Consider the following 22,101-nt stretch of genomic DNA (forward strand, 5'->3'; position numbering starts at 1 on the left):
ACCGGAGCAGTTGCCAAACACTGGCACTCCGGGGTTTCCGTCTTGAAAATGCCACGCTAGGAGACGGTCATGCAGATATATCTCCCGATCGCCGAAGTCTCAGTCAACGCCTTCCTTCTATTGGGTATTGGCGGCATGGTCGGGATATTGTCTGGCATGTTCGGCGTCGGCGGCGGTTTCTTGATGACGCCCATGTTGTTCTTTATTGGCATTCCGCCCGCCGTTGCCGTGGCAACCGGTGCCAACCAGATTGTCGCCTCTTCCTTCTCCGGCCTACTGGCGCATTTGCGACGCAAAACCGTTGATCTGCGAATGGGAACCGTTCTGCTGGTCGGCGGGATGGTTGGGGCTGCGATCGGGGTGCGGATTTTCACCGCGCTCAAGGCCGTGGGTCAAGTCGATCTCTTGGTGACGCTGTTCTACGTGGTTTTTCTAGGAATCATCGGCACGTTGATGTTCTTTGAGGCGCTGAGCGCGATTCGCCGCGCCCGGATGACCAACCCGCCTCGGACGAAACGGAAACGGATCAACTGGATCCACGCCATGCCATTCAAGATGAAGTTCCGTGCGTCGGGGCTTTATATTTCTGTGATTCCGCCAGTGGTGATCGGCATGTGCGTCGGCGTGTTGTCGGCAATCATGGGGGTTGGCGGCGGCTTCATCATGGTTCCGGCGATGATTTATCTGCTCAGCATGCCCACGAAGGTCGTCATCGGCACTTCACTGTTCCAGATCATTTTTGTGGCCGGGTTTACAACCCTGCTGCATGCCACCAGTTCGTATACCGTCGACGTGGTTTTGGCCGTGCTGTTGTTGGTTGGCGGTGTCATCGGCGCACAGGTCGGCACCCGGATTGGCAGCCGGATGAAAGCCGAGCAATTGCGGATTCTATTGGCGCTTCTGGTGCTTCTGGTCTGCGGAAAGCTTGCCCTCGATCTACTTCTCAGACCGAACGAATTGTTCAGCCTGCAGATTCTGGGGGGATTGTGATGCTTCGGGCGCTTGTTCTTTGGCTCATGCTCTCCGTGCCGGCCGTTTCCGAAGAGATCGTGCTGGGCCTCAGCCACGATCAGGTTGGGATCACGGCAACCTTCGACGGTACCAACGTGTTGATTTTCGGCGCCGTGAAACGCACCGCCCCCATCCCCTCGGGCGCGCCCCTTGACGTGATCATCACGCTTGCCGGGCCTCCCGTCGATGTCGACATTCGCCGAAAGTCGCGCCGGGCGGGTATCTGGGTCAACACCGACAGTGTCCGGGCGACCGGAGTTCCCAGTTTTTACGCCGTCGCCAGCACGGCGCCGCTGCCGCTTATCCTCAGCGATTCCACCGACAGCCAGTACCGAATTTCCGTCCGCCGCGCGTTGCTGTCGCCAGGAACAACCGGCAAAGGTGCTGATATCCCCGTTTTCCTTGAGGCGCTGGTGCGCATTCAGGCCCGCGACGACTTGTTTCAAGACGGCCAAAGCCCCCTCGCGCTAGAGGAAGAAACCCTGTTTCAGACCTCGGTCGATCTGCCGTCCAATCTGGTTGAAGGGCAATATACGACGCGGATCTTTCTGCTGCGCGATGGCGTGATCGTCGACACCTTCCAGACCTCGATTGACGTGGCAAAGGTCGGGCTTGAGCGCTGGCTCTATACTCTCGCCCATGCCCAACCGCTGGTTTACGGGATCATGTCCTTGTTGATTGCCATTGTCGCCGGCTGGCTGGCCTCAGCTGTATTCCGGGCCTTCCAGCGATAGCGACGGGTCCATTTCGCGGATCAATGCCGGTGCAGGCGGCACCAACAGATCGTCCGTCGATAGCGGCTCTTTGGGGCGCGACAACCGGTTTCGCACCACCCAATGCAGCCGGGTTTCGGCCCGGGTGATCGCGACATAGGTCAGGCGTTTCCACAGCGGCAGCCCGGCCTCGTTCCGGCCCGACCGTGCGGCGGCATAGATGTCGGGCGAAAACACCTGAACTTCAGGCCATTGCGACCCTTGCGCCTTGTGGATCGTCACAGCAGCACCATGCAGAAAGGTCGCGCCCATACGCGCGGCGAAGGGAATAAACGGTTCTTCCTCATCGGGGTGTTCGATCTTGACGATCGAGGCCGCCGAGACCTGCGGCTCAGGCGCGCCTAGAACATGCAAACGCGAAAAACCGGGTCGCCGCCCCTCGCCCAGATAGATCACCTGCGCGCCCTTGATCAGCCCGCGCGCCTCAAGATCGAGGCGTTTTTTCCGATGCTTCAGCGGAAGCTCAAGCCCATCACAGATCAGCGGCTCCCCCGGTAGAAGCTGGTCGATCGGGGCGCCATGCGCGGTACGGAACGCTTGGATCAACCGAATGCGGGTGGCATTGCGCCAAACCAGAACCGGCGATCGGGCCATCAGATCGGCCTCGACCCGCTCGGCCACCACGACCCGGTCGTCGCGTTTCGCAGCGGCTTCGATCATCCGCTCAAAGGCCTCAAAGGTCAGGTCCGGATCGGCAAGCGCATGCGCCAGATCAAGAATGGGGTTGTCCTGCGACTGCCGATGCACGCGAGACAGCGTTAATTTGCTGTCCTCGGGCAATGCGTCAAACACCATTTCCCCCGATTGTCCGACCGGTGCCAGTTGGGCCGGATCGCCAAAGAGCAGTAGTGTCGGAAAAATTTCCTTCAGGTCGTCAAGTTGCCGTTTGTCGAGCATAGAGCTTTCATCGACAAATCCGATATCCAACGGTTCTTCCCGCCGTTTCCAGCCGGTGATGAAATCAGACCCGCGCAATCCCGCTGACGCAAGTGCCCCCGGGACGGATTGGTGCCGACTGTAAAAGGCCACGGCTCGGTCCAGCGCCGCATCGGTCAGAATTTCGGTCTGGGGCCGCTCGCCCTTGCCAGACAACCACTCGGCCAGCTTTTCGTATTCGGGATCATAGACCGGCGTGTACAGGATGCGGTGAATGGTTGTCGCCGGCACGCCCCGATTGCGAAGAACGCTCGCGGCCTTATTGGTCGGGGCCAGAATGGCCAAGCTGCGGGTCTCTCGGCGCTTGCGGCCTTCAAACTCGCCGGAAATAAACTCGACCCCCATCTCGCTTAACGCCCGATAGAGCCGCGCCAACAGCATCGTTTTCCCGGAACCGGCTTTTCCTAGCACGGCCAGAACCGCATCGGGAACCTGGCCCGCGCCGCCCTGCGTTCCCGCCACCAGATCAATGCCAGCCTGTTTCATCAAGGCCCCGATCCGGTCATAGGCCACGCTTTGGTCCGGAGAGAGGGCAAGGTCAGTTTTTTCTGTCATGCGCCCAGCTTACCCGCCGGCGACTGCCACGACCAGCGACGTCACGCAGTCAAAGCCAGCGGCATTTCCGCAGGTCCGCGACTTTGATGGAACCAAAGCCGTGACACAGCCCGCGGGATGTCCGCTTTGCGGCAAAGACCCTCGACGATCGCCTCCGAGAAGGTCCAAATTCCGGCGGTTATCTGATCCCGTCCCGCACCGTTAGATCCCAGAACGGTGGGCGACCAGCCAAGACGGCGATAAATCCGGACCATGCGATGATCGAACACGCCGACAGAATGGCGTAAGTTGAAGCCCAATCCCATTTCTGCGCCGCCCAACATTAAGGCCGCCGATACCTTGGGCGCCGCCCGCCGCGACAAGCAGAACCGGGTGCATTCCCAAATGCGTGGATTGCACACCTGCCCACCGCGCAAAATGTGACGAAAATGATCATTGAGCATGGTTCGCCCAGTGGTAGGCAGAAACCGCATGGAGCCTCCATGGCTGCCGTCGTCATGCTGCCAGATCACATAAAGCGGGTTCATCGCGTCGTACGCATCGCGTTCCTCGCCATGGTCATTCACGCTGACATCCCAGCCCAATCTGGTTTGGAATTGATCGGCACGGTCGCGAAACATGCTGTCGTGTAGGCGTGGCATTGCGGCCAATTCATTCGAAAATAAATACCGGATCATTCGGAACTCCCCTCCCGTGGTGACACGGAACGGAAATTGACGTGGTCCTATGAACAAGGATTGATGGCTGCGTTCGCTGCGTAAATGAATTCTTCAGACCACGATCAGACCAAAGGTAATCGCCTTGGCAACGGCGTGAGTCGTGTTCTGCGCCCCTAATTTAAAACGTGCCGCTTCAATATAGGCCCGCAAGGTATGCTCTGAGATCGACAGGCTGTCCGCAGCTTGCGCCCGCGAATACCCCACCGCCAAAAGGCTTAAAGTATCAACCTCGCGCGGCGACAGTTTGGCCTTGCTGTGGACATCCGATCCGTTGTCAATCTCCAAGGCTTTCTGATTGATAAAATGTGCGATTAGAATGAGATCGGCAACGTGACTGGCAGAATAATGGGCCCATGTCTGATCCGTTGCTCTGCTGCTGGCAGTGAACAAGGCGAATTGTCCGTTCGGCCCCCGGATGGGCACGGACAGGCCTTGATTGCCAACTCCGGCGTCGGTTGCCTCACCTAGAAATGCACGGGATTGTTTGCTGGACCAATCAAGGCGCTTCCAATCGACCGGGTGAAAACGCTGGTAACAGCCTTGCACAACGGGATCGATCCGCGCGTAATCTTTGTCCACATAGCGATCGACCCAATCCGGACGATAGGTCAAGGCCGCGTATTGCTCTCCAGAACGATTAACCGAGTGGTACACGACGTGGTCAACCTCGTAGAGGTCTCTCAGTGCAACGATGACGGCTTGCAGATCATTGTGGGAGGTCGCTTGCTGCAATCCTGTCAGTAAGGTTTCGAGCTTTTCTTTCATGGCCGGGTTTCATCCCTGAAGGGGCGAATTGGGATCCGCTGATATCAGCCGCCGCCACCATGATGGTATCATCAAGCTGTTCTGCAAGCGAGGGAAGATCGTTTTGATGCGCGAATGTCCGTAAATCGGCCAACACATCCAACACCCAGTCTTTAGTCATGGTAATTTGCCCCCCTGAGTGAAAAACCGTCTCAACTCAACCCTAGCGCAAACCAGCAAAGCCGAGACGCGCAAAGTTTTCTAGTCCCCGAATTTGACGGGGGCGCACGTCTATAAGCTATTGAAAAATAATATAGGGGCGGATCAGAGATATGTTTCCTGAAAAGAAACTATCCGACATCCGCCCCATTTTGGCTGTGTGCCCAATTAGAACTCACATATTATCAGCCCGTCTGGGACGTCTCTAGACTATCATGAAACGTGCGTAATCCGGTTTTAGGTGCCTGCACCAGAACCGCCATATTTCCCGGCTTGTGCTGATTTCTAAGCATTTTCATATGGGCCGCAGGGATATCCGCCCATGGAAAGACCTCTGACATGCAAGGCTCAAGCCGGCGTTCAACCATAAGCTTATTGGCGGCCGACGCCTGCTTGAGATTGGCGAAATGGCTGCCCTGCACCCGCTTTTGATGCATCCACAGATACCGCGCATCCATGGTGAGATTGAACCCGGTCGTTCCGGCACAAATGACCACCATACCGCCGCGTTTACACACGAACACCGAAACCGGAAATGTCGCCTCGCCCGGGTGTTCAAAGACCATATCGACGTTGTTTCCCTTGCCGGTGATGTCCCAGATTGCTTTGCCAAACTTGCGTACTTCTGTGAACCACTCTTTGTATTCGGGCGTGTTCACCGTCGGGATCTGCCCCCAGCAATTAAAGTCCTTGCGGTTGATCACCCCCTTGGCGCCAAGGCTGAGCACAAACTCGCGCTTGTCCTCGTCCGAGATGACCGCGATGGCGTTGGCCCCTGCCGTATTGATCAACTGAATTGCATAAGAGCCAAGGCCGCCCGACGCGCCCCAAACCAACACGTTATCGCCGGGTTTCAGCACATGGGGCCGATGGCCAAACAGCATCCGATACGCTGTCGCCAAAGTCAGCGTGTAACACGCGCTTTCTTCCCAGGTCAGATGGGCCGGGCGACGCATCAATTGCTGCGACTGAACATTGGTGAATTGGGCAAAGGACCCGTCCGGAGTTTCATAGCCCCAGATCCGCTGACTGTCCGAAAACATCGGATCGCCACCGTTGCATTCTTCGTCGTCGCCGTCATCCTGATTGCAGTGGATCACCACTTCATCGCCGACTTTCCAGCGCTTCACCCGGTCACCCACCGCCCAAATGATGCCTGCGGCATCAGACCCGGCAATGTGGTATTCAGCCTTGTGCACATCAAACGGAGAGATCGGAACACCCAGTCCCGCCCAGACGCCGTTATAATTCACGCCCGCGGCCATCACCAAGACCAGCACCTCATGACTGTCCAGTTTAGGGGTATCGACAATTTCAACCTGAAACGATTTGTCCGGTTCGCCATGACGTTCGCGCCGAATGGTCCATGCGTACATTTTCGTCGGAACATAGCCCAAAGGAGGCATCTCTCCGATCTCGTATAGATCCTTTTCGGGGGCATCATAGTCGGCAATCGACTGTTTCGTATCCAAAGCCATGGGCGCCTCCAAGTTATGCAGAAGGTCCGAATATGCCGCGTTGCAGAATCGGGCCGGTGTTCCAACGAGGATTACGTATCTTCGCGCAACTTAGCAACCTCATACGGCACAAAATTGTAATTTTATGTCTCAAGGCTGCATCCCCGCGCTTGTTTCCTGTGCTCTGAGCCAACGCCCTCTGCCTGATCGTCTACGGCCATCTATATGTTCGAAAGCGGTTTATTTGGAGCCAAGTTCAAGAACCACGAAAGGAGGAGGTATTGTGTCGTTGAACAGTCGCGGCGCGCCAGCCAAGACGGGACTTCAGGATCAAATTCCCCTAAGAATGCCCTGATTAACCGGGCGCAACGCCGCAACGCAGCGAATTGACTTCGACAGATTATTCCACGAAAGTCCCTCCATACGTTCAAATATTGCTTTTCGACAAAGAGGCCAATCATGACCGATGTTCAAAAAGACAAGCCGTGGCTGTTCCGCACCTACGCTGGACACTCCACCGCGACGGCCTCGAACGCCCTTTATCGTAGCAATCTTGCCCGCGGTCAGACGGGGCTGTCGGTTGCCTTCGACCTGCCTACGCAGACCGGATATGACAGTGATCATACGCTGGCCCGTGGTGAGGTCGGCAAGGTCGGCGTTCCGGTCGCGCATCTGGGCGATATGCGCGCTCTGTTTCAGGATATTCCTCTTGAGAAGATGAATACATCCATGACGATCAACGCCACCGCGCCTTGGTTGCTATCGCTTTATATCGCCGTCGCCGAAGAACAGGGTGCCGACATTGCGCAACTGCAAGGCACGGTGCAGAACGACATCATCAAGGAATACCTCAGCCGCGGCACTTATATCTGCCCGCCCAAGCCGTCCTTGCGCCTGATCACCGACGTCGCGGCCTATTGCTATACCAATGTTCCCAAATGGAACCCGATGAACGTGTGTTCCTACCATCTGCAAGAGGCGGGCGCGACGCCGGAACAAGAGCTGGCCTTCGCGTTAGCAACCGCCGTTGCAGTGCTGGACGATCTAAAAACCAAGGTGCCAGCGGCTGATTTTCCAACCCTCGTCGGCCGTATCTCGTTCTTCGTGAATGCTGGCATCCGTTTCGTCACCGAATTGTGCAAGATGCGGGCTTTTACCGAACTCTGGGATGAAATCTGCCAGTCCCGCTATGGCATCACTGACCCGAAATTCCGGCGGTTTCGCTATGGGGTTCAGGTCAATTCACTTGGTCTGACCGAACAGCAGCCCGAAAATAATGTCTACCGCATCCTGATTGAAATGCTGGCCGTCACCCTTAGCAAAAACGCCCGCGCCCGCGCCGTGCAACTGCCTGCGTGGAACGAAGCGCTTGGCCTGCCCCGGCCATGGGACCAGCAATGGTCGCTGAGAATGCAACAGATCATGGCCTATGAGACGGATCTGCTGGAATATGGCGATCTGTTTGATGGCAATCCGGTGATCTTGGCCAAGGTCGAAGCCCTTAAAACCGGGACCCGTGCCGAGTTGGCCAATCTCGACAGCATGGGCGGTGCCATCGCCGCGATCGATTACATGAAAGGACGGCTGGTCGACAGCAATGCGACGCGGCTGAGCGGAATTGAATCCGGCGCAGTCACGGTTGTCGGGGTCAACCGCTGGATAGAGGCAGAACCGTCACCTCTGATGGGCGAAGACGGCGGCATCATGACCGTCGATCCCGCCACCGAAGCCGAACAGATCGACCGGCTGAATGACTGGCGCAACGCCCGCGACCCTGCCGCCGTTTCGGTGGCCCTCAATGCCCTGCGCGCGGCCGCCACCTCTGACAGCAACATCATGGTGCCCTCTATCGCCGCGGCCAAAGCCGGGGTTACCACCGGCGAATGGGCCGGCGTGATGCGCGAGGTCTTTGGCCAATATCGCGGCCCCACCGGCGTCAGCACTGCCGTATCCAATCAAACCGACGGCCTTGATGATATCCGCGCCGCGGTTGATCAAGTGTCCGACCGTTTGGGACGACGCCTGAAATTCATGATCGGAAAGCCCGGCTTGGATGGCCATTCCAACGGCGCCGAGCAAATCGCCTTTCGTGCCCGGGATTGCGGCATGGATATCGACTATGCTGGGATCCGCCTGACCCCAGAGGACCTCATCGCGAGCGTCAAACGAGAAGACCCGCATGTCATCGGCTTGTCAATTCTGTCCGGAAGTCACCTGCCCTTGGTCGAGGGCCTGATGCAAATGATCCGAGCAGAGGGTCTGACCCATATTCCCGTGCTTGTGGGTGGCATTATCCCCGACGAGGATGCGCGCCGATTGAAGGCAATGGGGGTGGCGCGGGTCTATACGCCAAAGGATTTCAAGTTGAACCGGATCATGTTCGACATCGTGCAGCTTGCCGACCCCGGCATCGACGCCGCAAAACCAGCGCAAGGCCCCAGATAACAGGCCAGCAGATCGCCCGCTGTTCTCGCACACCCGGCGCGGCCTTGATAGTCTGCGGATATCCGAATCCCCTACCCGTCGTGGAGTGTGCTTGATGATCCGAGTTTCCGTTGCCGTTGTGGCTGCCCTGACAGCTTTTCAACCGGCCACTGCTTTTGCCCAGGCCGATGCCTATCCTCTCGCAGTGCAGCAAGGCCTTGACCAACGCGCCGCTGACTGTTCCGGGCTGGACGGCGGCACATTGACGGTCAACGATGGCGCTGTGGGCCAAATCGATCTGACCGGCAATGGCGAGCCTGATTGGTTTATCGACGACCTTCACTTGGACTGCTCATCCGCCCACAGCCTGTTTTGCGGCGGCACTGGTGGCTGCGGCCTGACCCTCGTCGTCGGCGACACCGCCACCGATTACCTGACCAAGGGCTGGGACGTGACCAATCTGGGACCGATCCGCACCGTCCTGATGCAGGTCCACGGCGCAAATTGCGGCGGCACCAACTTGGTTTATTGCGTCGATGCGCTGGTCTGGGACCCCGAGGCCGCAACCTTCCGGTCGGTCGCCCCGACCCCTGAATGATCCGTTTCGACTTTCGCCATCAGGCGCACCAACTATAGTGTCCAAAAACCGGAGCAAGCCATGACCATTCATATCGGTGCCAAACCCGGCGACATCGCCGAGACCGTCCTGTTGCCGGGCGATCCTTATCGCGCCCGCTGGGCCGCAGAGACCTTTCTGGACAACCCTGTCTGCGTCAACGAAGTGCGCGGCATGCTGGGCTATACCGGCACTTGGCGCGGCAACAAGGTCACCATCCACGGCACCGGCATGGGCATGCCGTCCCTGTCGATCTACGTCAACGAATTGATCAAGGATTTCGGCGCAAAGACCTTGATCCGGATCGGATCAGCGGGCGCGATGCAGGCTAAGATCAATCTGCGCGATGTGGTTCTGGGGATGACCTGCACCACCCTGTCGACCCCGTCGCGCGGCATTTTCCGGGACATGAATTTCGCCCCCTGTGCCGACTGGTCATTGCTACGGGCCGCCGCCGCTTCGGCGGAATTGCGCGGCATTCCAACCCATATCGGCGGCATCTATTCCTCGGATGTCTTCTACGACGAACGACCTGACCTGAACGAGCAGATGATCCGCCACGGCATTTTGGCCGTCGAAATGGAAGCAGCCGAGTTGTACGCGCTTGCGGCCCGGCACGGCTGCCGGGCGCTGGCGGTACTGACCATCAGCGACCACCTGATCAATGGCGGCGATCTGACATCGGACGAACGTCAAAGCAGTTTCGGCGACATGGTTGAAATCGCCCTAGAAGCAGCCTTCGCCTGAAAGGATATGACTCTATGAAAACCCGTCAACTCGGAACCGGTGGCCCCACTGTCGGTGCCATCGGTCTCGGCTGCATGAGCTTTGCAGGCTTCTTTGGTGGCACCGACGAAGACACCAGTCTGGCTTGTCTTGATGCGGCGCTGGCTGCGGGCATCACCTTTTGGGACACGTCCAATATCTATGGCATGGGCGTCTCCGAGCGGGTCATCGGCACCTATCTGGCAGCGAAGGCCCCCGACATCGTGCTGGCCACCAAAGTCGGCATTGTTGCCGGCCCTCCGCGGCGCTTTGACAATTCCGAAGACCACATCCGCGCCGAACTGGACAAATCGCTTAAGAACCTCAACCGCGATTTTGTCGATCTGTATTACATTCACCGGCGCGAGGCGGACCGCCCGGTTGAAGCTGTTGCCGAAACCATGGCCAAGTTGATCGACGAAGGATTGATCGGCGGATACGGCTTGTCCGAGGTCGCCCCCGCGACCCTGCGCCGGGCTCATGCGGTGCATCCGTGCCGGGCGGTTCAGAACGAATATTCGCTGTGGTCCCGCCAACCTGAACTGGGCATGATTCAGGCCTGCGCCGAGTTGGGGGTCGCTTTTGTGCCGTTCTCGCCCTTGGCACGGGGTATGCTGGCAGATGTGCCCGTCGATCCGTCCCGAATGGATGACGCCGACTGGCGGCGTCATGGGCCGCGCTTTACCGAACCCAATTTCGGCTATAACCGCGCGGCCATTGACGGATTTCGTGATTTTGCCCAGCAGCGCGGCTGGACCACCTCGGCTGCGGCTCTTGCTTGGGTTCTGGATCGCGGCCCGCACTTGATCCCAATTCCCGGCACCCGCACAGCGACGCATTTGTCAGATTGGGCGCAGGCAGACGCGATCGTCTTGACCGATGAGGACCGCCGCATCATCGCCCGCCTACTGCCCCCGGGTTTCGCGCATGGCGACCGCTACAGCGACGCACAGATGGTCGGGGTTGAACGCTACTGTTAACCTAATCCGCCCGGAGACCCGGTTATCGGCCGCTGGTCTTCGGGGCATCCCGATAGCAGATGGGCGGCGGCATTCCGTCTGCCGCGAACTGCTCTGCACCGCAATTCATGCAGATAAAATATCGGCCCTCTGGGGTGTCCTTGCTATGGTTTTCACGCCAGCGACAATCGCGTGTGCGCTGTCTGGCTTTGAAGGTCAGAAACATCCAGATCAGGACGACAATCAGGACGATGATCAATAAGGGCATTTTGCTTTGATCCTTCGGCGCCATCCCGTTGCAGCGACACTAGGACCAGGGTCGACCTGTGCCCATTCATTCAGCAAAGGTATCGCCCCATCTTAACCGCAGTCTTGACCGAGGTCTGCAAGTGAAATTGGCCGCGGCTCGGCAGGTTCGTCATTCCGCTAACGGTTCAGGACCCGGAGAAACTTTCACCGGGTCCTGAATATTTCGTGAAATCAGACGTGGCGCTCGACCATCAACTGTTTGATCTCAGAGATGGCCTTGGCCGGGTTCAGCCCCTTCGGGCAGGTCTTGGCGCAATTCATGATCGTGTGACAGCGGTACAGTTTGAAGGGATCCTCAAGCTCGTCCAACCGCTCGCCCGTTGCCTCGTCCCGGCTATCGATGATCCAGCGATAGGCATGCAATAAGGCGGCGGGCCCTAGGTAGCGATCGCCGTTCCACCAGTAGCTGGGGCAGGATGTAGAACAACAGGCGCACATCACGCATTCATACAGACCGTCCAACTTGCCGCGGTCTTCGATCGACTGCTTCCATTCTTTAGCCGGACGATTGGTCTTGGTTTCCAGCCACGGCATGATCGACGCGTGCTGCGCGTAGAAATGTGTCAAATCCGGGATCAAATCCTTGACCACCGGCATGTGCGGCAGCGGATAGATTTTCACGTCGGCTTTGATCTCGTCCATGCCATAAATGCAGGCCAAGGTGTTGATGCCGTCGATGTTCATCGCGCAGGATCCGCAGATCCCTTCCCGGCAGGACCGGCGGAAGGTCAAAGTCGGATCGATCTCGTTCTTGATCTTGATCAGCGCGTCCAGAACCATCGGCCCGCAGGTGTCCATGTCGACAAAATAGGTGTCGACCCGCGGGTTTTGGCCATCATCAGGGTTCCAGCGATAAATCTGAAACTTCCGGACATTTGTTGCCCCTTCGGGCTTTGGCCACGTTTTTCCGGTGGTGATCTTAGAGTTTTTCGGAAGGGTAAACTGAACCATCAAGCAACTCCTAGTTCGTCAATGCGGAAAGACCCGCATCGCTGATGCATGTCGTTGTCTCTGGCCGGTTGACAATTTCCATGGCAGCGGCTGCTGAGCCACCGTCATTGCCCAGAACCGACGACCCAAGCGATGTCAGATCGTCAGACGTGGTATTATCGACCACGCATCCCACATAGGGCGTCACATCTACACCGGGATAGGCGCTACTTAAGGCCGAGCCGACCATATCGTTGGGATTTCCCATCGCTGTCGCCGCAGAGTTGATCTGAGAAGTCATTGTGCTCAACTCGTCTGCCAGCCCGAAATTTCCGGACATGGCGAACACCGCAGTCGCAACGATTGCCAATTTTGTGCCGCGCATCAGTACACCCTCGCTTTCGGAGCAATTTTCTTCATGTCGATGCCGCCCTCGGCCTGCGTGGTCAGCGGCTCCAGATGCACCGGACGATAATCGAGCGACACCTCGGCGCCGTCCACGACCGCCAATGTGTGCTTGCGCCAGTTGACGTCATCGCGATCCGGATAGTCCTCATGCGCATGGGCGCCGCGGCTTTCCTTGCGCGCTTCGGCGCCAGCCACGGTGGCAAGGGCGTTCGGCATCAGATTGGTCAATTCGAGCGTTTCCATCAGATCGCTGTTCCAGACCAGCGATGTGTCGGTCACTTTCAAATCCGCGATTTTGCCCGCGATGACCTTCATTTTCTCCAGCCCTTCGGCCAGCGATTTATCGGTCCGGAACACGGCGGCATCGGCCTGCATGGTCTTTTGCATCTCAAGGCGCAACTCGGCTGTGGGCAGACCACCCTTGGCATAACGCAGGCCATCAAACCGTTCGAAGGCTTTGTCCACCGAGGCGGTGTTCACTTCCGGGTTCGGCGTCTTCGGATCGACGATTTCACCGGCCCGAATGGCCGCAGCACGGCCAAACACCACCAGATCGATCAGGGAGTTGGACCCAAGACGATTGGCACCGTGCACCGACGCACAGCCCGCCTCGCCCACCGCCATCAACCCGGGCTGAATACGTTCGGGGTTGTCAGCGTTCGCGTTCAGCACCTCACCGAAATAGTTGGTCGGGATACCGCCCATGTTGTAGTGCACGGTCGGCAGAACCGGGATCGGCTCTTTCGTCAAATCGACGCCGGCGAAAATCCGGGCACTTTCCGAAATGCCGGGCAACCGAAGATGCAGGGTTTCGGGCGGCAGGTGGTTCAGGTGCAGGTGGATGTGGTCTTTGTCAGGCCCGACGCCGCGGCCCTCGCGGATTTCCATCGTCATGCAGCGGGACACCACGTCGCGCGATGCCAGATCTTTATAGGTCGGCGCATAGCGTTCCATGAACCGCTCGCCTTCCGAGTTGGTCAGATAACCACCCTCGCCGCGTGCCCCTTCGGTGATCAGACAACCCGAGCCGTAGATGCCGGTCGGGTGGAACTGCACGAACTCCATGTCCTGCAGCGGCAAGCCTTGGCGCGCCACCATGCCGCCGCCGTCGCCGGTGCAGGTATGAGCAGAGGTTGCCGAGAAGAACGCACGGCCATAGCCGCCGGTCGCCAGCACGGTCATCTTGGCGTTGAAGACATGCATCGTGCCGTCATCAAGCTTCCAGCACAGCACACCTTGGCACGCCCCGTCTTCTGACATGATCAGGTCGATGGCGAAGTATTCGATGTAGAACTCGGCGTTGTTCTTCAGCGATTGGCCATACAGCGTGTGCAAGATGGCGTGACCGGTCCGGTCGGCGGCGGCACAGGTGCGTTGCACCGGCGGGCCTTCACCGAATTCTGTGGTGTGGCCACCAAACGGACGCTGGTAAATCTTGCCTTCTTCGGTGCGCGAGAACGGCACGCCGTAATGTTCCAACTCGTAGACAGCCTTGGGGGCTTCACGCGCGAGATATTCCATGGCGTCGGTATCGCCCAGCCAGTCCGACCCTTTGACAGTGTCATACATGTGCCACTGCCAATGGTCCGGACCCATGTTCTTCAGCGACGCGGCAATGCCGCCCTGTGCCGCCACGGTATGGGACCGGGTCGGGAAGACTTTGGTCACGCAGGCGGTTTTAAGCCCCTGCTCGGCCATGCCCAACGTCGCCCGAAGCCCCGCGCCACCGGCGCCAACCACCACGACATCGTATTCGTGGGTCTCATATTCATATGCAGCCATAGTCTTGGTGCTCCGTCAGATCAAAGGGCGAGGCGGACAAGGGCGAACAGCCCCGTCGCGATCGCAGCATAGCTCAGGCACACAACGCCGATGATGGACGCCTTCAGCGCGAAGCCATGGACGTAATCTTCAAGCATCATTTGCGCACCGTTCTTAAAGTGCAGGAAGCCAACCACGATGGTCAGTCCGGCCACGATCGACGGGAATGGTCGCGCGAAATACGCCACCACCACATCATGCGGCTGACCCAACATCGGGCCAAAGGTAAACACGAAGAACGGGATCAAAATCAGCAGCGCGACAGAGGACACCATCATCTGCCAATGATGCTCTGTCCCGGTTTTGGCGGAACCCAGCCCTACGGCGCGTTTGCGGTCAGTCAAAAAGCTCATGGCGCCCTCACACAAAAATGATGGTGATCAGGGTCAGCACGAACGCGCCGCCGATCATGACGTAGCCAAATTTCTCGGCTTGCTCGACTTCCAGAAAATGCCCGGTATCGAAGGCGAGGTGCCGGATACCCGCCAGCGCGTGGTACCACAGCGCCCACACCGACAGCAGCATGATCAGATCGCCCAGATACGATGTGATAAACCAATCCGCCGTGGCGAAAGAGTCAGGCCCGAAAGCCGCCGCGACGAACCACCAGACGATCATCAAGGCTGCCAAAAGCATGGCATTGCCGGTGATCCGTGTGAAGATCGACGTCGCGGAGGTCAGTTGCGGGCGATAAATTTGCAAATGGGGGGACAGGGGCCGGTTTCCCCGGTTCACGTCAGCCATTGGTTGTCCTCTCGAAAGCATCCAGTGCGGGCTATCGGTCAGTGATAGCCGCGATTGATCCGCGTGTCAGGGGGCTAGCCCCACCTTTGGCGCGGTGTTTTGGCGCAATTAGCGGTAACAAATGACTTATGTGATCACAGCTATATTTTTCGTGATCACATAAATCGGCACTCACAACGATCACACAGGCATTAGCGCCCAATAGTCCAGATCAAGAAGGACACCAGGAAGATACTTCCCCTCTGAGTCCCGCAAGACAAACGGCTCGGTCCCATCTTCGACCGCCACAAGCCGCAGCCGGATCGCCCCGACCCCGGGCGCGTCCGTGGGTGCCTTATCCAATACTTCAGACCAAGCCCGCACAGTGGTTCCGGCAAAGGCCGGATTCACATGGACACCAGCGTTTAATCCGGCGATCATCTGCGCATTCGCCAGCCCATTGAAACTGAGCGTCCGGGCGAGGCTGATAATATGGCCGCCATAAATAAGGCGCTGTCCGTCCGGACGATGGGTGACATCAAAATGCACCTTGGCTGTATTTTGCCACAGCCGGGTCGCCAGCATGTGTTCCGCCTCTTCAAGGGTAATCCCATCCACATGATCGATCAACTCGCCGATGGTATAATCGCCCCACCGGTGCGGTTCACCCGCCAATTCGAAATCATAGGCGGTGAAATCCAGCCCCTCGGGCACCACCAATGTCCCGGCTTCAACGGACGGGGATAGCTGCGGGATGACCGGGTCCGGCGCCAGTGAGGACACGTCCCGCTTCCGCACCATCACCCAGCGGATATATTCCAACACCGGTTCATCATCTTGGTTCAACCCGGTAGTGCGCACATACACCACACCGGTCTTACCGTTGGAGTTTTGTTTCACGCCGATGACTTCGGACACAGCTCTAAGCGTGTCTCCGGGAAAGACCGGCTTGAGGAAGCGGCCATCGGAATAGCCTAAATTGGCCACTGCGTTCAGCGAAATATCCGGCACCGACTTGCCGAACACGACATGAAACCCGATCAGGTCATCCATCGGAGAAGCCGCTAGCCCGCAGTCCTGCGCAAAGACATCGGATGAGTAGACAGCGTGCCGTGCCGGATAAAGCGCGTGGTAGAGGGCACGCTCGCCTTCCGCCACAGTGCGCGGCACCGCATGGGCTATTACTTGACCGACCGCGTAATCTTCAAAAAACCGACCCGCGTTGGTCTTCGCCATTACTGCGCGCCCAATTTTAAGTCCGGGCTGTACGTCCCCGGAACGTCTTTGGTCACCGCCTGTCCGCAGCGCATGACCCCACGATCGGCGTCAAACGCATAAACCGGGTCCCCCTGCAGGACCCAGCCTTGAGATAACGCGGCGCTGACTTTGTGACAAAAGGCAGATGTGTCGTCTTCGCTGAGAAATCGATAAAGTTTCATAAGATAATCCTTATCCGAACGGCGCCAGACCGGCGAGGACGTGAATGCCCGCAACCACGGTGAACAGCACGGCTGCAATCGCAAACCCTTTCAGGTCTCCGTTCGGCCGCACAACAGTGGGCTTGGTCCAGACAGGTTCAGCCCGATTGATGACGATCATTTCGACGACGGACCAGACCAACATCGATCCAAACAACAGCATTGAGGCTAGATCGCCATTGGCCAACAGATGCGCCACCGCCCAGATCGCCACGCCAGTTAGCATCGGATGCCGAATTTTCTGCGCGTGACGCCCCTTGGCCATCCCAATCCCGAAAACGTAAAACGCAATCAACATCAACAGATTGTTGATGTGAATCAGCACCGACCCCGGAAACCAGACCGGAATCATGGGCGACATGGCGAAGCCGATAATCACCAGAACCAAACCCAGCCCGATGATTGCACTGACCCCTGGACGTCCGCCAACGGAGGACCGCATGCCGGGGGCCGCCCGCTTCAGAAAATGACCGACCCACCAAAGGGCAATACCAACGACAAGCAAGAACATTACGACGCCTCCAAAATTTCAATCGCCCGAGCTTTTGCCAAGGTCTGACGGGCCGTCGCCACATGCAGGTTCTCGACAATCCGCCCATCCAGCACGGCAATCCCTTTTCCTTCCACCTCAGCCGCTTCAAAAGCGGTAATTTGGCGCTGCGCCAACTCTATGTCCTCGGGCGACGGGGCGAAAGCGGCGTTTGCAATTGAGATTTGCGTCGGATGAATCAAGGATTTGCCATCAAAGCCCATATCGCGGCCCTGACCGCACTCCAGAGCAAGCCCGTCTTCGTCCTTAAAGGCGTTGTAGACGCCATCAACGATGGTGATTCCCGCCGCCCGGGCCGCCAGCAGACAGAACTGCAACGACATCAAAAGCGGTTCGCGATCTGGGCGAGTCGTCGCCATCAGTTCTTTGTTCAGATCATTCGTTCCCATGACAAACCCGCCCATTCGCGGCGCCGTAGCGATTGATGCCGCGTTGAGGATGCCCTGTGGCGTCTCCATCATCGCCCAAATTTGCGTGGCGGCGCAGGCCGGGATCGCATCAAGTTTCGCCGCCAGATCGGCAATCTCTTGGGCCGAGCCGACCTTTGGGACAAGAATGGCCTGCGGGCCCAATGCGGCCACGGCATCGAAATCCGCCGCGCCCCACGCGCTGTCCATGCCATTTATCCGAATAATCAAAGACCGCTGGCCATATCCGCCCGTCTGTAAGGCCGACACCAAAAGCGCACGGGCCGCGACCTTTGCATCGACGGAAACCGCGTCTTCAAGATCAAAGATAATGGCATCTGCGGGTAAGGATTTTGCCTTTTCCAACGCCCGTTCATTGGCCGCTGGAATGTATAAGACCGAACGGTAGGGCCGATTGGCATGATCCATCACTATCCCCTCACATTGCCCGCAGATGCACCATCGACCGGCGATTGGCATCATATGCAACCTCAATGCTGCATTGCAAAATCTGGTCTAATTCCTCGGGACTTGATGACATGAGGTCAAGTCCGAACGCTGCATTAAGTACTTTTTTCCGCCTTCGGGCTCAGGCTGCATCATCATCGGGATGTAAAAGGGCCGCGGGACGGCCAGCTAAAACCGGAAAATTCCGGCTAGGCTGAATAGTGGCATCCGTTTTGCCGTCGGGGACATCCCCAATGAGCCCGGCAGTTCAACCGCCCAAATAAGAAAGGGACACGTCTAATGACTAAGCTTGGTGTACTTCTCTTGGCCGCAACCATGGCAACGGCGAGCGCTCCAGCAGCCTCGGCCGAAGCGGCCTCTGCCTGCGCTGATCGGATCAAAGTTCTCGCCCGACTTGCATCGGATTATGGCGAAACCCGCCAGAGTATCGGCCTTGGCGCTAATAATGCGGTCATCGAAGTTTTTGCCTCTGAGGCGACCGGCTCTTGGACGATCACGGTCACGCAGGCGAATGGCCAAACGTGCTTGATCGCCTCGGGGCAAGCCTTTGAGGCAGTGACTGAAGACTTGGCATCATTGCTGGAAAGTGACGTTTAAGCAGGCCGTCAACCGCCGCTTTGCACGAGCCGTCACGTGATCATGCAGCACCATTATGCTGCATCCACGATCTGCCTGCGCTTCACGCAAGGCGCACGTGCGCCTCGCCGCAAAACTTTGCGCAATAGCCTGTCCCTTATTCGCCCAATCTTGGATAGAAAATTAGTCAAAGTGATGCAAAAGATAACGAAAATTACGAACATGCAACGCGCCCGCACCATCGACGACCTATGCTAGATCAAAGTTGCCTTGCACCAAAGCCGCAATCGGACTACCCACCGATCCGTCACCCAACGGATCGGAGATCAGGACAAATGGCCAGACCCAAAATCGCGCTCATTGGTGCGGGACAAATCGGCGGCACCCTTGCCCATCTCGCCGCTCTGAAAGAGCTTGGCGACGTGGTTCTCTTTGATATTTCTGAAGGCACGCCACAAGGCAAGGCCCTCGACCTTGCAGAATCAGGCCCATCTGAGGGCTTCGACGCCTCCATCATCGGCACCAACGATTATGCCGATATTGCCGGCGCCGATGTGTGCATCGTCACCGCAGGAGTACCGCGCAAACCAGGCATGAGCCGCGATGACCTGCTTGGCATCAACCTGAAGGTCATGAAGTCGGTTGGTGAAGGCATCGCGAAACATGCGCCCGACGCGTTCGTGATCTGCATCACCAACCCACTGGACGCCATGGTTTGGGCCTTGCAGAAGTTTTCCGGCCTGCCCGCCGAAAAAGTCTGCGGCATGGCCGGGGTTCTGGACAGCGCCCGCTTCCGCCACTTCCTCAGCGTTGAGTTCAATGTGTCGATGAAAGACGTTACGGCCTTTGTGCTGGGCGGTCATGGCGACACCATGGTTCCGCTGTCGCGCTATTCCACGGTTGCGGGCATCCCCCTGCCCGATCTGGTCACCATGGGCTGGACCACACAAGACAAACTTGACGCGATCATTCAGCGGACCCGCGATGGTGGGGCCGAGATCGTTGGCTTGCTGAAGACCGGGTCGGCCTTCTATGCCCCCGCCACCGCAGCGATTGAGATGGCTGAAGCCTATCTCAAAGATCAAAAGCGGGTTCTGCCCTGCGCCGCCAACTGCACCGGTGAATTCGGCCTGAACGGCATGTATGTCGGCGTTCCCGCTGTCATCGGCGCCGGTGGCATCGAACGCATCGCTGACATCAAGCTAAGCAAGGACGAACAGGCAATGTTCGACAAATCCGTCGACGCCGTCAAAGGTCTGATCGAAGCTTGCAAGAGCATTGATGACTCCCTGGCTTGATCCAAGCACTCTGCCAGCTGACAGCTGCGGCTTCGTCTTCAATGCGACGGGCCGCCGCTATCAGCAAGCGGCGGAACGAGCCGCGCGATCATTGCGCGCGGCTTCTCCCGGGTTTCCAATCGATTTTTATACCGACGATCCGTCGACCGTTGCCGACGGCGTCTTTGATCAAGTCCACACGCTGGACCACGTCTGGTTTCGCCCGAAATTCGAAGCCCTGATCCGCAGCCGCTTTCAGCGGACCATCTGCATGGATGCCGATATCTTCGTTCTTGCAGATATCAGCGACATCTTTGTCCTGCTCGACACCCACGATATTGCAGCGTCCCATGTGGATCAACGCAATCAGGGCTATGCCACCACCTTTTGGCGCAAGCCAATTCCCAACAGCTTTCCGCAGGTCAACGGCGGCCTGATCGGGATCCGAAAATCCGACGAGATACTTGCGTTTCTGAACGCGTGCCAAGACGCGCTGGTCACCTACGATCTGCCCCAAGACCAACCGGTGATCCGGGAACTGCTGTTCGACAGCACGTTGCGACTGGCGGTTCTGCCGTTCGAGTACAATATGCGGGATCGCACCATGGCGCGCTTCAGCGGATCAAAGATCGCCGCGCCCCGCGTTCTTCACCGCAACGGTTTTCAAGGACGCCCACGCAAGAACGGCCAGCTTCCGACGCCCGAGGACCTGTATGGGGTCCGAACGATGCAGCACTTCCGCCAACTGGTGCGCGCCGACAAGCAATTGTCAAAAGGCCCCTACCCCACGATCAAAGCCCCGCTCAGCCGTGGCCTGTTCGCAAAGCTGATGTTTTTTCTGCGGCGCTAGGCCGTGGGCCGCCCTTTTTTGGTTTGGACCGCACCCATGACATAACTGGACCGCCCGGCAACGTGCCGGGCGGTCCATGTCGTACGGGTCAACGTTCAGCGGCACCTTCGGCGTAGGCTTAAGCGGCTGCTTTACGCCGCCGCATCAGCCCAAGTCCGCCCAACCCCGCCGCAAGCAGCAGACCAGCCGCCGGCAATGGCACCGGCGTAGCCGAGAGATTGGCAAACTCAAACGCGTTGCTCCCGGACCGGAAACTGACGCTTTGGAACGGTCCGACCCCAGAAAGGGTTACAAACTTTCCGTTCACGCCCAGTGGCGGCTGAATTCCGGCACCGTTCACCGTCACGGTCCCGGCAGCCCCAGTCAAATAAATATCAAGATCGTTAAAAGTATCAGGCGACCCCCACAGGAAACTGACGGATTTCACGGCCGAGTTGAACATGTAGGTGGCGCTGGAACGGGCGCTGACCGAAGTGTAGGTCCCGGTCTGGGCAAGCGGAGTGTTTTCCCATGGCGTCCGGCGCACATTGGGGATCGATCCGACGACATTTTCAAAAACGATGCCAGTCACCACATCCGCCAGTGGATTAAGGACAGAGGTCGTGGGAGTCGCGCCGGGCGTGATTGTCACGGCATGGGCGGATACCGTGGTCGCCAGTACTGCTGCGGCAAAGAAAGTTGCCAGCCGCTTCAGACCGGAGAATGGGGCAAGACCAAGAGCTGTCGATGCTGTGTTCATAATAATGCTCACATTGATTACACGCCAACGGGCCGCAGGACGCGAGTGTCGGCATTGGGTTACTATGGAAGGGCTTGGAAACCGGGTGAGTGTCGTGACACTCCGCAGGACGGTGCGTTTTGCACCCTCGGCCTCATGAACCTAATCTGCATCAATCGAAAATTTTAGACAACGTTTGCCTGTGCCAGTGGTTAATCCCGGCACCGCGCTGTCCACGGATGAAGATCTGAGATAGTGTCTGCCGAGCTGGTTTCATGCACCTAAGTCGCGAATCGGCGCACCGGCACCGACAGTGTCGATCAACCTAGACCGTGCAACTTGGCAGCCGTCGACACAGCCACGAGCCGCTGCACGGTTGGACGTCAAATTTGTGATCACACAAAAACT

Annotated in this window: 25 protein-coding genes; 9 read left to right on the forward strand and 16 right to left on the reverse strand. The window is 58.0% G+C overall.

The window, feature by feature from the left end; genetic code table 11:
• Positions 1-69: 69 nt before the first annotated feature.
• Together BV911_RS03855 and BV911_RS03860 are read left to right on the forward strand one after the other, a co-directional pair.
• Positions 70-990 carry a sulfite exporter TauE/SafE family protein gene (locus BV911_RS03855; RefSeq protein WP_086052276.1) on the forward strand — a complete coding sequence of 307 codons (921 nt, stop codon included), beginning with the start codon at positions 70-72 and terminating at the stop codon, positions 988-990.
• Positions 990-1,745, forward strand: a complete 756-nt coding sequence (locus tag BV911_RS03860) for a TIGR02186 family protein (protein WP_086052277.1) — start codon at positions 990-992, stop codon at positions 1,743-1,745. The genes BV911_RS03855 and BV911_RS03860 overlap by 1 nt, the downstream gene beginning before the upstream one ends.
• On the opposite strand, the gene BV911_RS03865 is transcribed toward BV911_RS03860, so the two are convergent.
• The 5 genes from BV911_RS03865 to ccrA form a co-directional block, all read right to left on the reverse strand.
• Positions 1,716-3,275 (reverse strand): ATP-dependent RecD-like DNA helicase, encoded by a 1,560-nt coding sequence (locus tag BV911_RS03865; RefSeq protein ID WP_086052278.1) that lies wholly within the window; start codon positions 3,273-3,275, stop codon positions 1,716-1,718. The genes BV911_RS03860 and BV911_RS03865 overlap by 30 nt on opposite strands.
• A gap of 41 nt (positions 3,276-3,316) precedes the next feature.
• Complete coding sequence (locus BV911_RS03870) at positions 3,317-3,952, reverse strand: acyl-homoserine-lactone synthase (RefSeq protein ID WP_086052279.1); 636 nt, start codon at positions 3,950-3,952, stop codon at positions 3,317-3,319.
• A 93-nt stretch (positions 3,953-4,045) separates the two neighbouring features.
• On the reverse strand, positions 4,046-4,759 hold the full coding sequence (locus BV911_RS03875; protein ID WP_086052280.1) for an autoinducer binding domain-containing protein: 714 nt from the start codon (positions 4,757-4,759) through the stop codon (positions 4,046-4,048).
• A complete protein-coding gene (locus tag BV911_RS19105) occupies positions 4,701-4,919 on the reverse strand; it encodes a hypothetical protein (protein WP_139840025.1) in 219 nt (72 codons plus the stop codon). Before BV911_RS19105 ends, BV911_RS03875 begins: the two co-directional genes overlap by 59 nt.
• Positions 4,920-5,142: 223 nt before the next feature.
• The gene (gene ccrA / locus BV911_RS03880; protein WP_086052281.1) at positions 5,143-6,435 is read right to left on the reverse strand and encodes a crotonyl-CoA carboxylase/reductase; all 1,293 of its coding nucleotides are present in this window, start codon (positions 6,433-6,435) and stop codon (positions 5,143-5,145) included.
• 438 nt (positions 6,436-6,873) lie between these two features.
• Here ccrA and BV911_RS03885 point away from each other — a divergent pair, with 438 nt between their 5' ends.
• The 4 genes from BV911_RS03885 (at position 6,874) to BV911_RS03900 (ending at position 11,199) form a co-directional block, all read left to right on the forward strand.
• Complete coding sequence (locus BV911_RS03885; protein WP_086052282.1) at positions 6,874-8,859, forward strand: protein meaA; 1,986 nt, start codon at positions 6,874-6,876, stop codon at positions 8,857-8,859.
• A gap of 94 nt (positions 8,860-8,953) precedes the next feature.
• Positions 8,954-9,436, forward strand: coding sequence for a hypothetical protein (locus tag BV911_RS03890; protein WP_086052283.1), 483 nt, complete (start codon positions 8,954-8,956; stop codon positions 9,434-9,436).
• Between the two features lie 60 nt (positions 9,437-9,496).
• Positions 9,497-10,201: a purine-nucleoside phosphorylase gene (gene deoD / locus BV911_RS03895; RefSeq protein ID WP_086052284.1), complete on the forward strand. Its 705-nt coding sequence runs from the start codon at positions 9,497-9,499 to the stop codon at positions 10,199-10,201.
• Positions 10,202-10,215: 14 nt separating this feature from the next.
• On the forward strand, positions 10,216-11,199 hold the full coding sequence (locus BV911_RS03900; RefSeq protein WP_086052285.1) for an aldo/keto reductase: 984 nt from the start codon (positions 10,216-10,218) through the stop codon (positions 11,197-11,199).
• 22 nt (positions 11,200-11,221) lie between these two features.
• Here the strand turns inward: BV911_RS03900 and BV911_RS03905 are convergent, their stop codons facing one another.
• The 10 genes from BV911_RS03905 to BV911_RS03950 all read right to left on the reverse strand — a co-directional run bounded on the left by BV911_RS03905 (position 11,222) and on the right by BV911_RS03950 (position 18,233).
• Complete coding sequence (locus tag BV911_RS03905) at positions 11,222-11,446, reverse strand: hypothetical protein (RefSeq protein WP_139840026.1); 225 nt, start codon at positions 11,444-11,446, stop codon at positions 11,222-11,224.
• A 212-nt stretch (positions 11,447-11,658) separates the two neighbouring features.
• Positions 11,659-12,438 (reverse strand): succinate dehydrogenase iron-sulfur subunit, encoded by a 780-nt coding sequence (locus tag BV911_RS03910; RefSeq protein ID WP_086052287.1) that lies wholly within the window; start codon positions 12,436-12,438, stop codon positions 11,659-11,661.
• Between the two features lie 10 nt (positions 12,439-12,448).
• On the reverse strand, positions 12,449-12,802 hold the full coding sequence (locus BV911_RS03915) for a hypothetical protein (RefSeq protein WP_086052288.1): 354 nt from the start codon (positions 12,800-12,802) through the stop codon (positions 12,449-12,451).
• Positions 12,802-14,607: a succinate dehydrogenase flavoprotein subunit gene (gene sdhA / locus BV911_RS03920; RefSeq protein WP_086052289.1), complete on the reverse strand. Its 1,806-nt coding sequence runs from the start codon at positions 14,605-14,607 to the stop codon at positions 12,802-12,804. The genes BV911_RS03915 and sdhA overlap by 1 nt, the downstream gene beginning before the upstream one ends.
• 20 nt (positions 14,608-14,627) lie before the next feature.
• Positions 14,628-14,999: a succinate dehydrogenase, hydrophobic membrane anchor protein gene (gene sdhD / locus BV911_RS03925; protein ID WP_086052290.1), complete on the reverse strand. Its 372-nt coding sequence runs from the start codon at positions 14,997-14,999 to the stop codon at positions 14,628-14,630.
• Between the two features lie 7 nt (positions 15,000-15,006).
• Positions 15,007-15,390 (reverse strand): succinate dehydrogenase, cytochrome b556 subunit, encoded by a 384-nt coding sequence (gene sdhC / locus BV911_RS03930; RefSeq protein ID WP_086052291.1) that lies wholly within the window; start codon positions 15,388-15,390, stop codon positions 15,007-15,009.
• Between the two features lie 180 nt (positions 15,391-15,570).
• Positions 15,571-16,605 (reverse strand): MaoC family dehydratase, encoded by a 1,035-nt coding sequence (locus BV911_RS03935; protein ID WP_086052292.1) that lies wholly within the window; start codon positions 16,603-16,605, stop codon positions 15,571-15,573.
• Complete coding sequence (locus BV911_RS03940; RefSeq protein WP_086052293.1) at positions 16,605-16,808, reverse strand: DUF1737 domain-containing protein; 204 nt, start codon at positions 16,806-16,808, stop codon at positions 16,605-16,607. Before BV911_RS03940 ends, BV911_RS03935 begins: the two co-directional genes overlap by 1 nt.
• A 10-nt stretch (positions 16,809-16,818) precedes the next feature.
• On the reverse strand, positions 16,819-17,358 hold the full coding sequence (locus BV911_RS03945) for an NnrU family protein (RefSeq protein WP_086052294.1): 540 nt from the start codon (positions 17,356-17,358) through the stop codon (positions 16,819-16,821).
• Positions 17,358-18,233 carry a CoA ester lyase gene (locus BV911_RS03950; protein WP_086052295.1) on the reverse strand — a complete coding sequence of 292 codons (876 nt, stop codon included), beginning with the start codon at positions 18,231-18,233 and terminating at the stop codon, positions 17,358-17,360. Before BV911_RS03950 ends, BV911_RS03945 begins: the two co-directional genes overlap by 1 nt.
• Before the next feature lie 318 nt (positions 18,234-18,551).
• Between BV911_RS03950 and BV911_RS03955 the strand changes: the two genes are divergently transcribed.
• From BV911_RS03955 to BV911_RS03965, 3 genes are all read left to right on the forward strand, one after another.
• Positions 18,552-18,869: a hypothetical protein gene (locus BV911_RS03955; RefSeq protein ID WP_371587832.1), complete on the forward strand. Its 318-nt coding sequence runs from the start codon at positions 18,552-18,554 to the stop codon at positions 18,867-18,869.
• Positions 18,870-19,183: 314 nt separating this feature from the next.
• Complete coding sequence (gene mdh, locus BV911_RS03960) at positions 19,184-20,146, forward strand: malate dehydrogenase (RefSeq protein ID WP_086052296.1); 963 nt, start codon at positions 19,184-19,186, stop codon at positions 20,144-20,146.
• Positions 20,130-20,975, forward strand: coding sequence for a putative nucleotide-diphospho-sugar transferase (locus BV911_RS03965; RefSeq protein WP_086052297.1), 846 nt, complete (start codon positions 20,130-20,132; stop codon positions 20,973-20,975). Before mdh ends, BV911_RS03965 begins: the two co-directional genes overlap by 17 nt.
• A gap of 118 nt (positions 20,976-21,093) precedes the next feature.
• On the opposite strand, the gene BV911_RS03970 is transcribed toward BV911_RS03965, so the two are convergent.
• Entirely contained in the window at positions 21,094-21,714 is a 621-nt protein-coding gene (locus BV911_RS03970) for a VPLPA-CTERM sorting domain-containing protein (RefSeq protein WP_086052298.1), read from the reverse strand.
• Between the last annotated feature and the right edge of the window lie 387 nt (positions 21,715-22,101).

The sequence above is a fragment of the Pseudoruegeria sp. SK021 genome (genome assembly GCF_002119405.1).
Taxonomy (GTDB): domain Bacteria; phylum Pseudomonadota; class Alphaproteobacteria; order Rhodobacterales; family Rhodobacteraceae; genus Meridianimarinicoccus.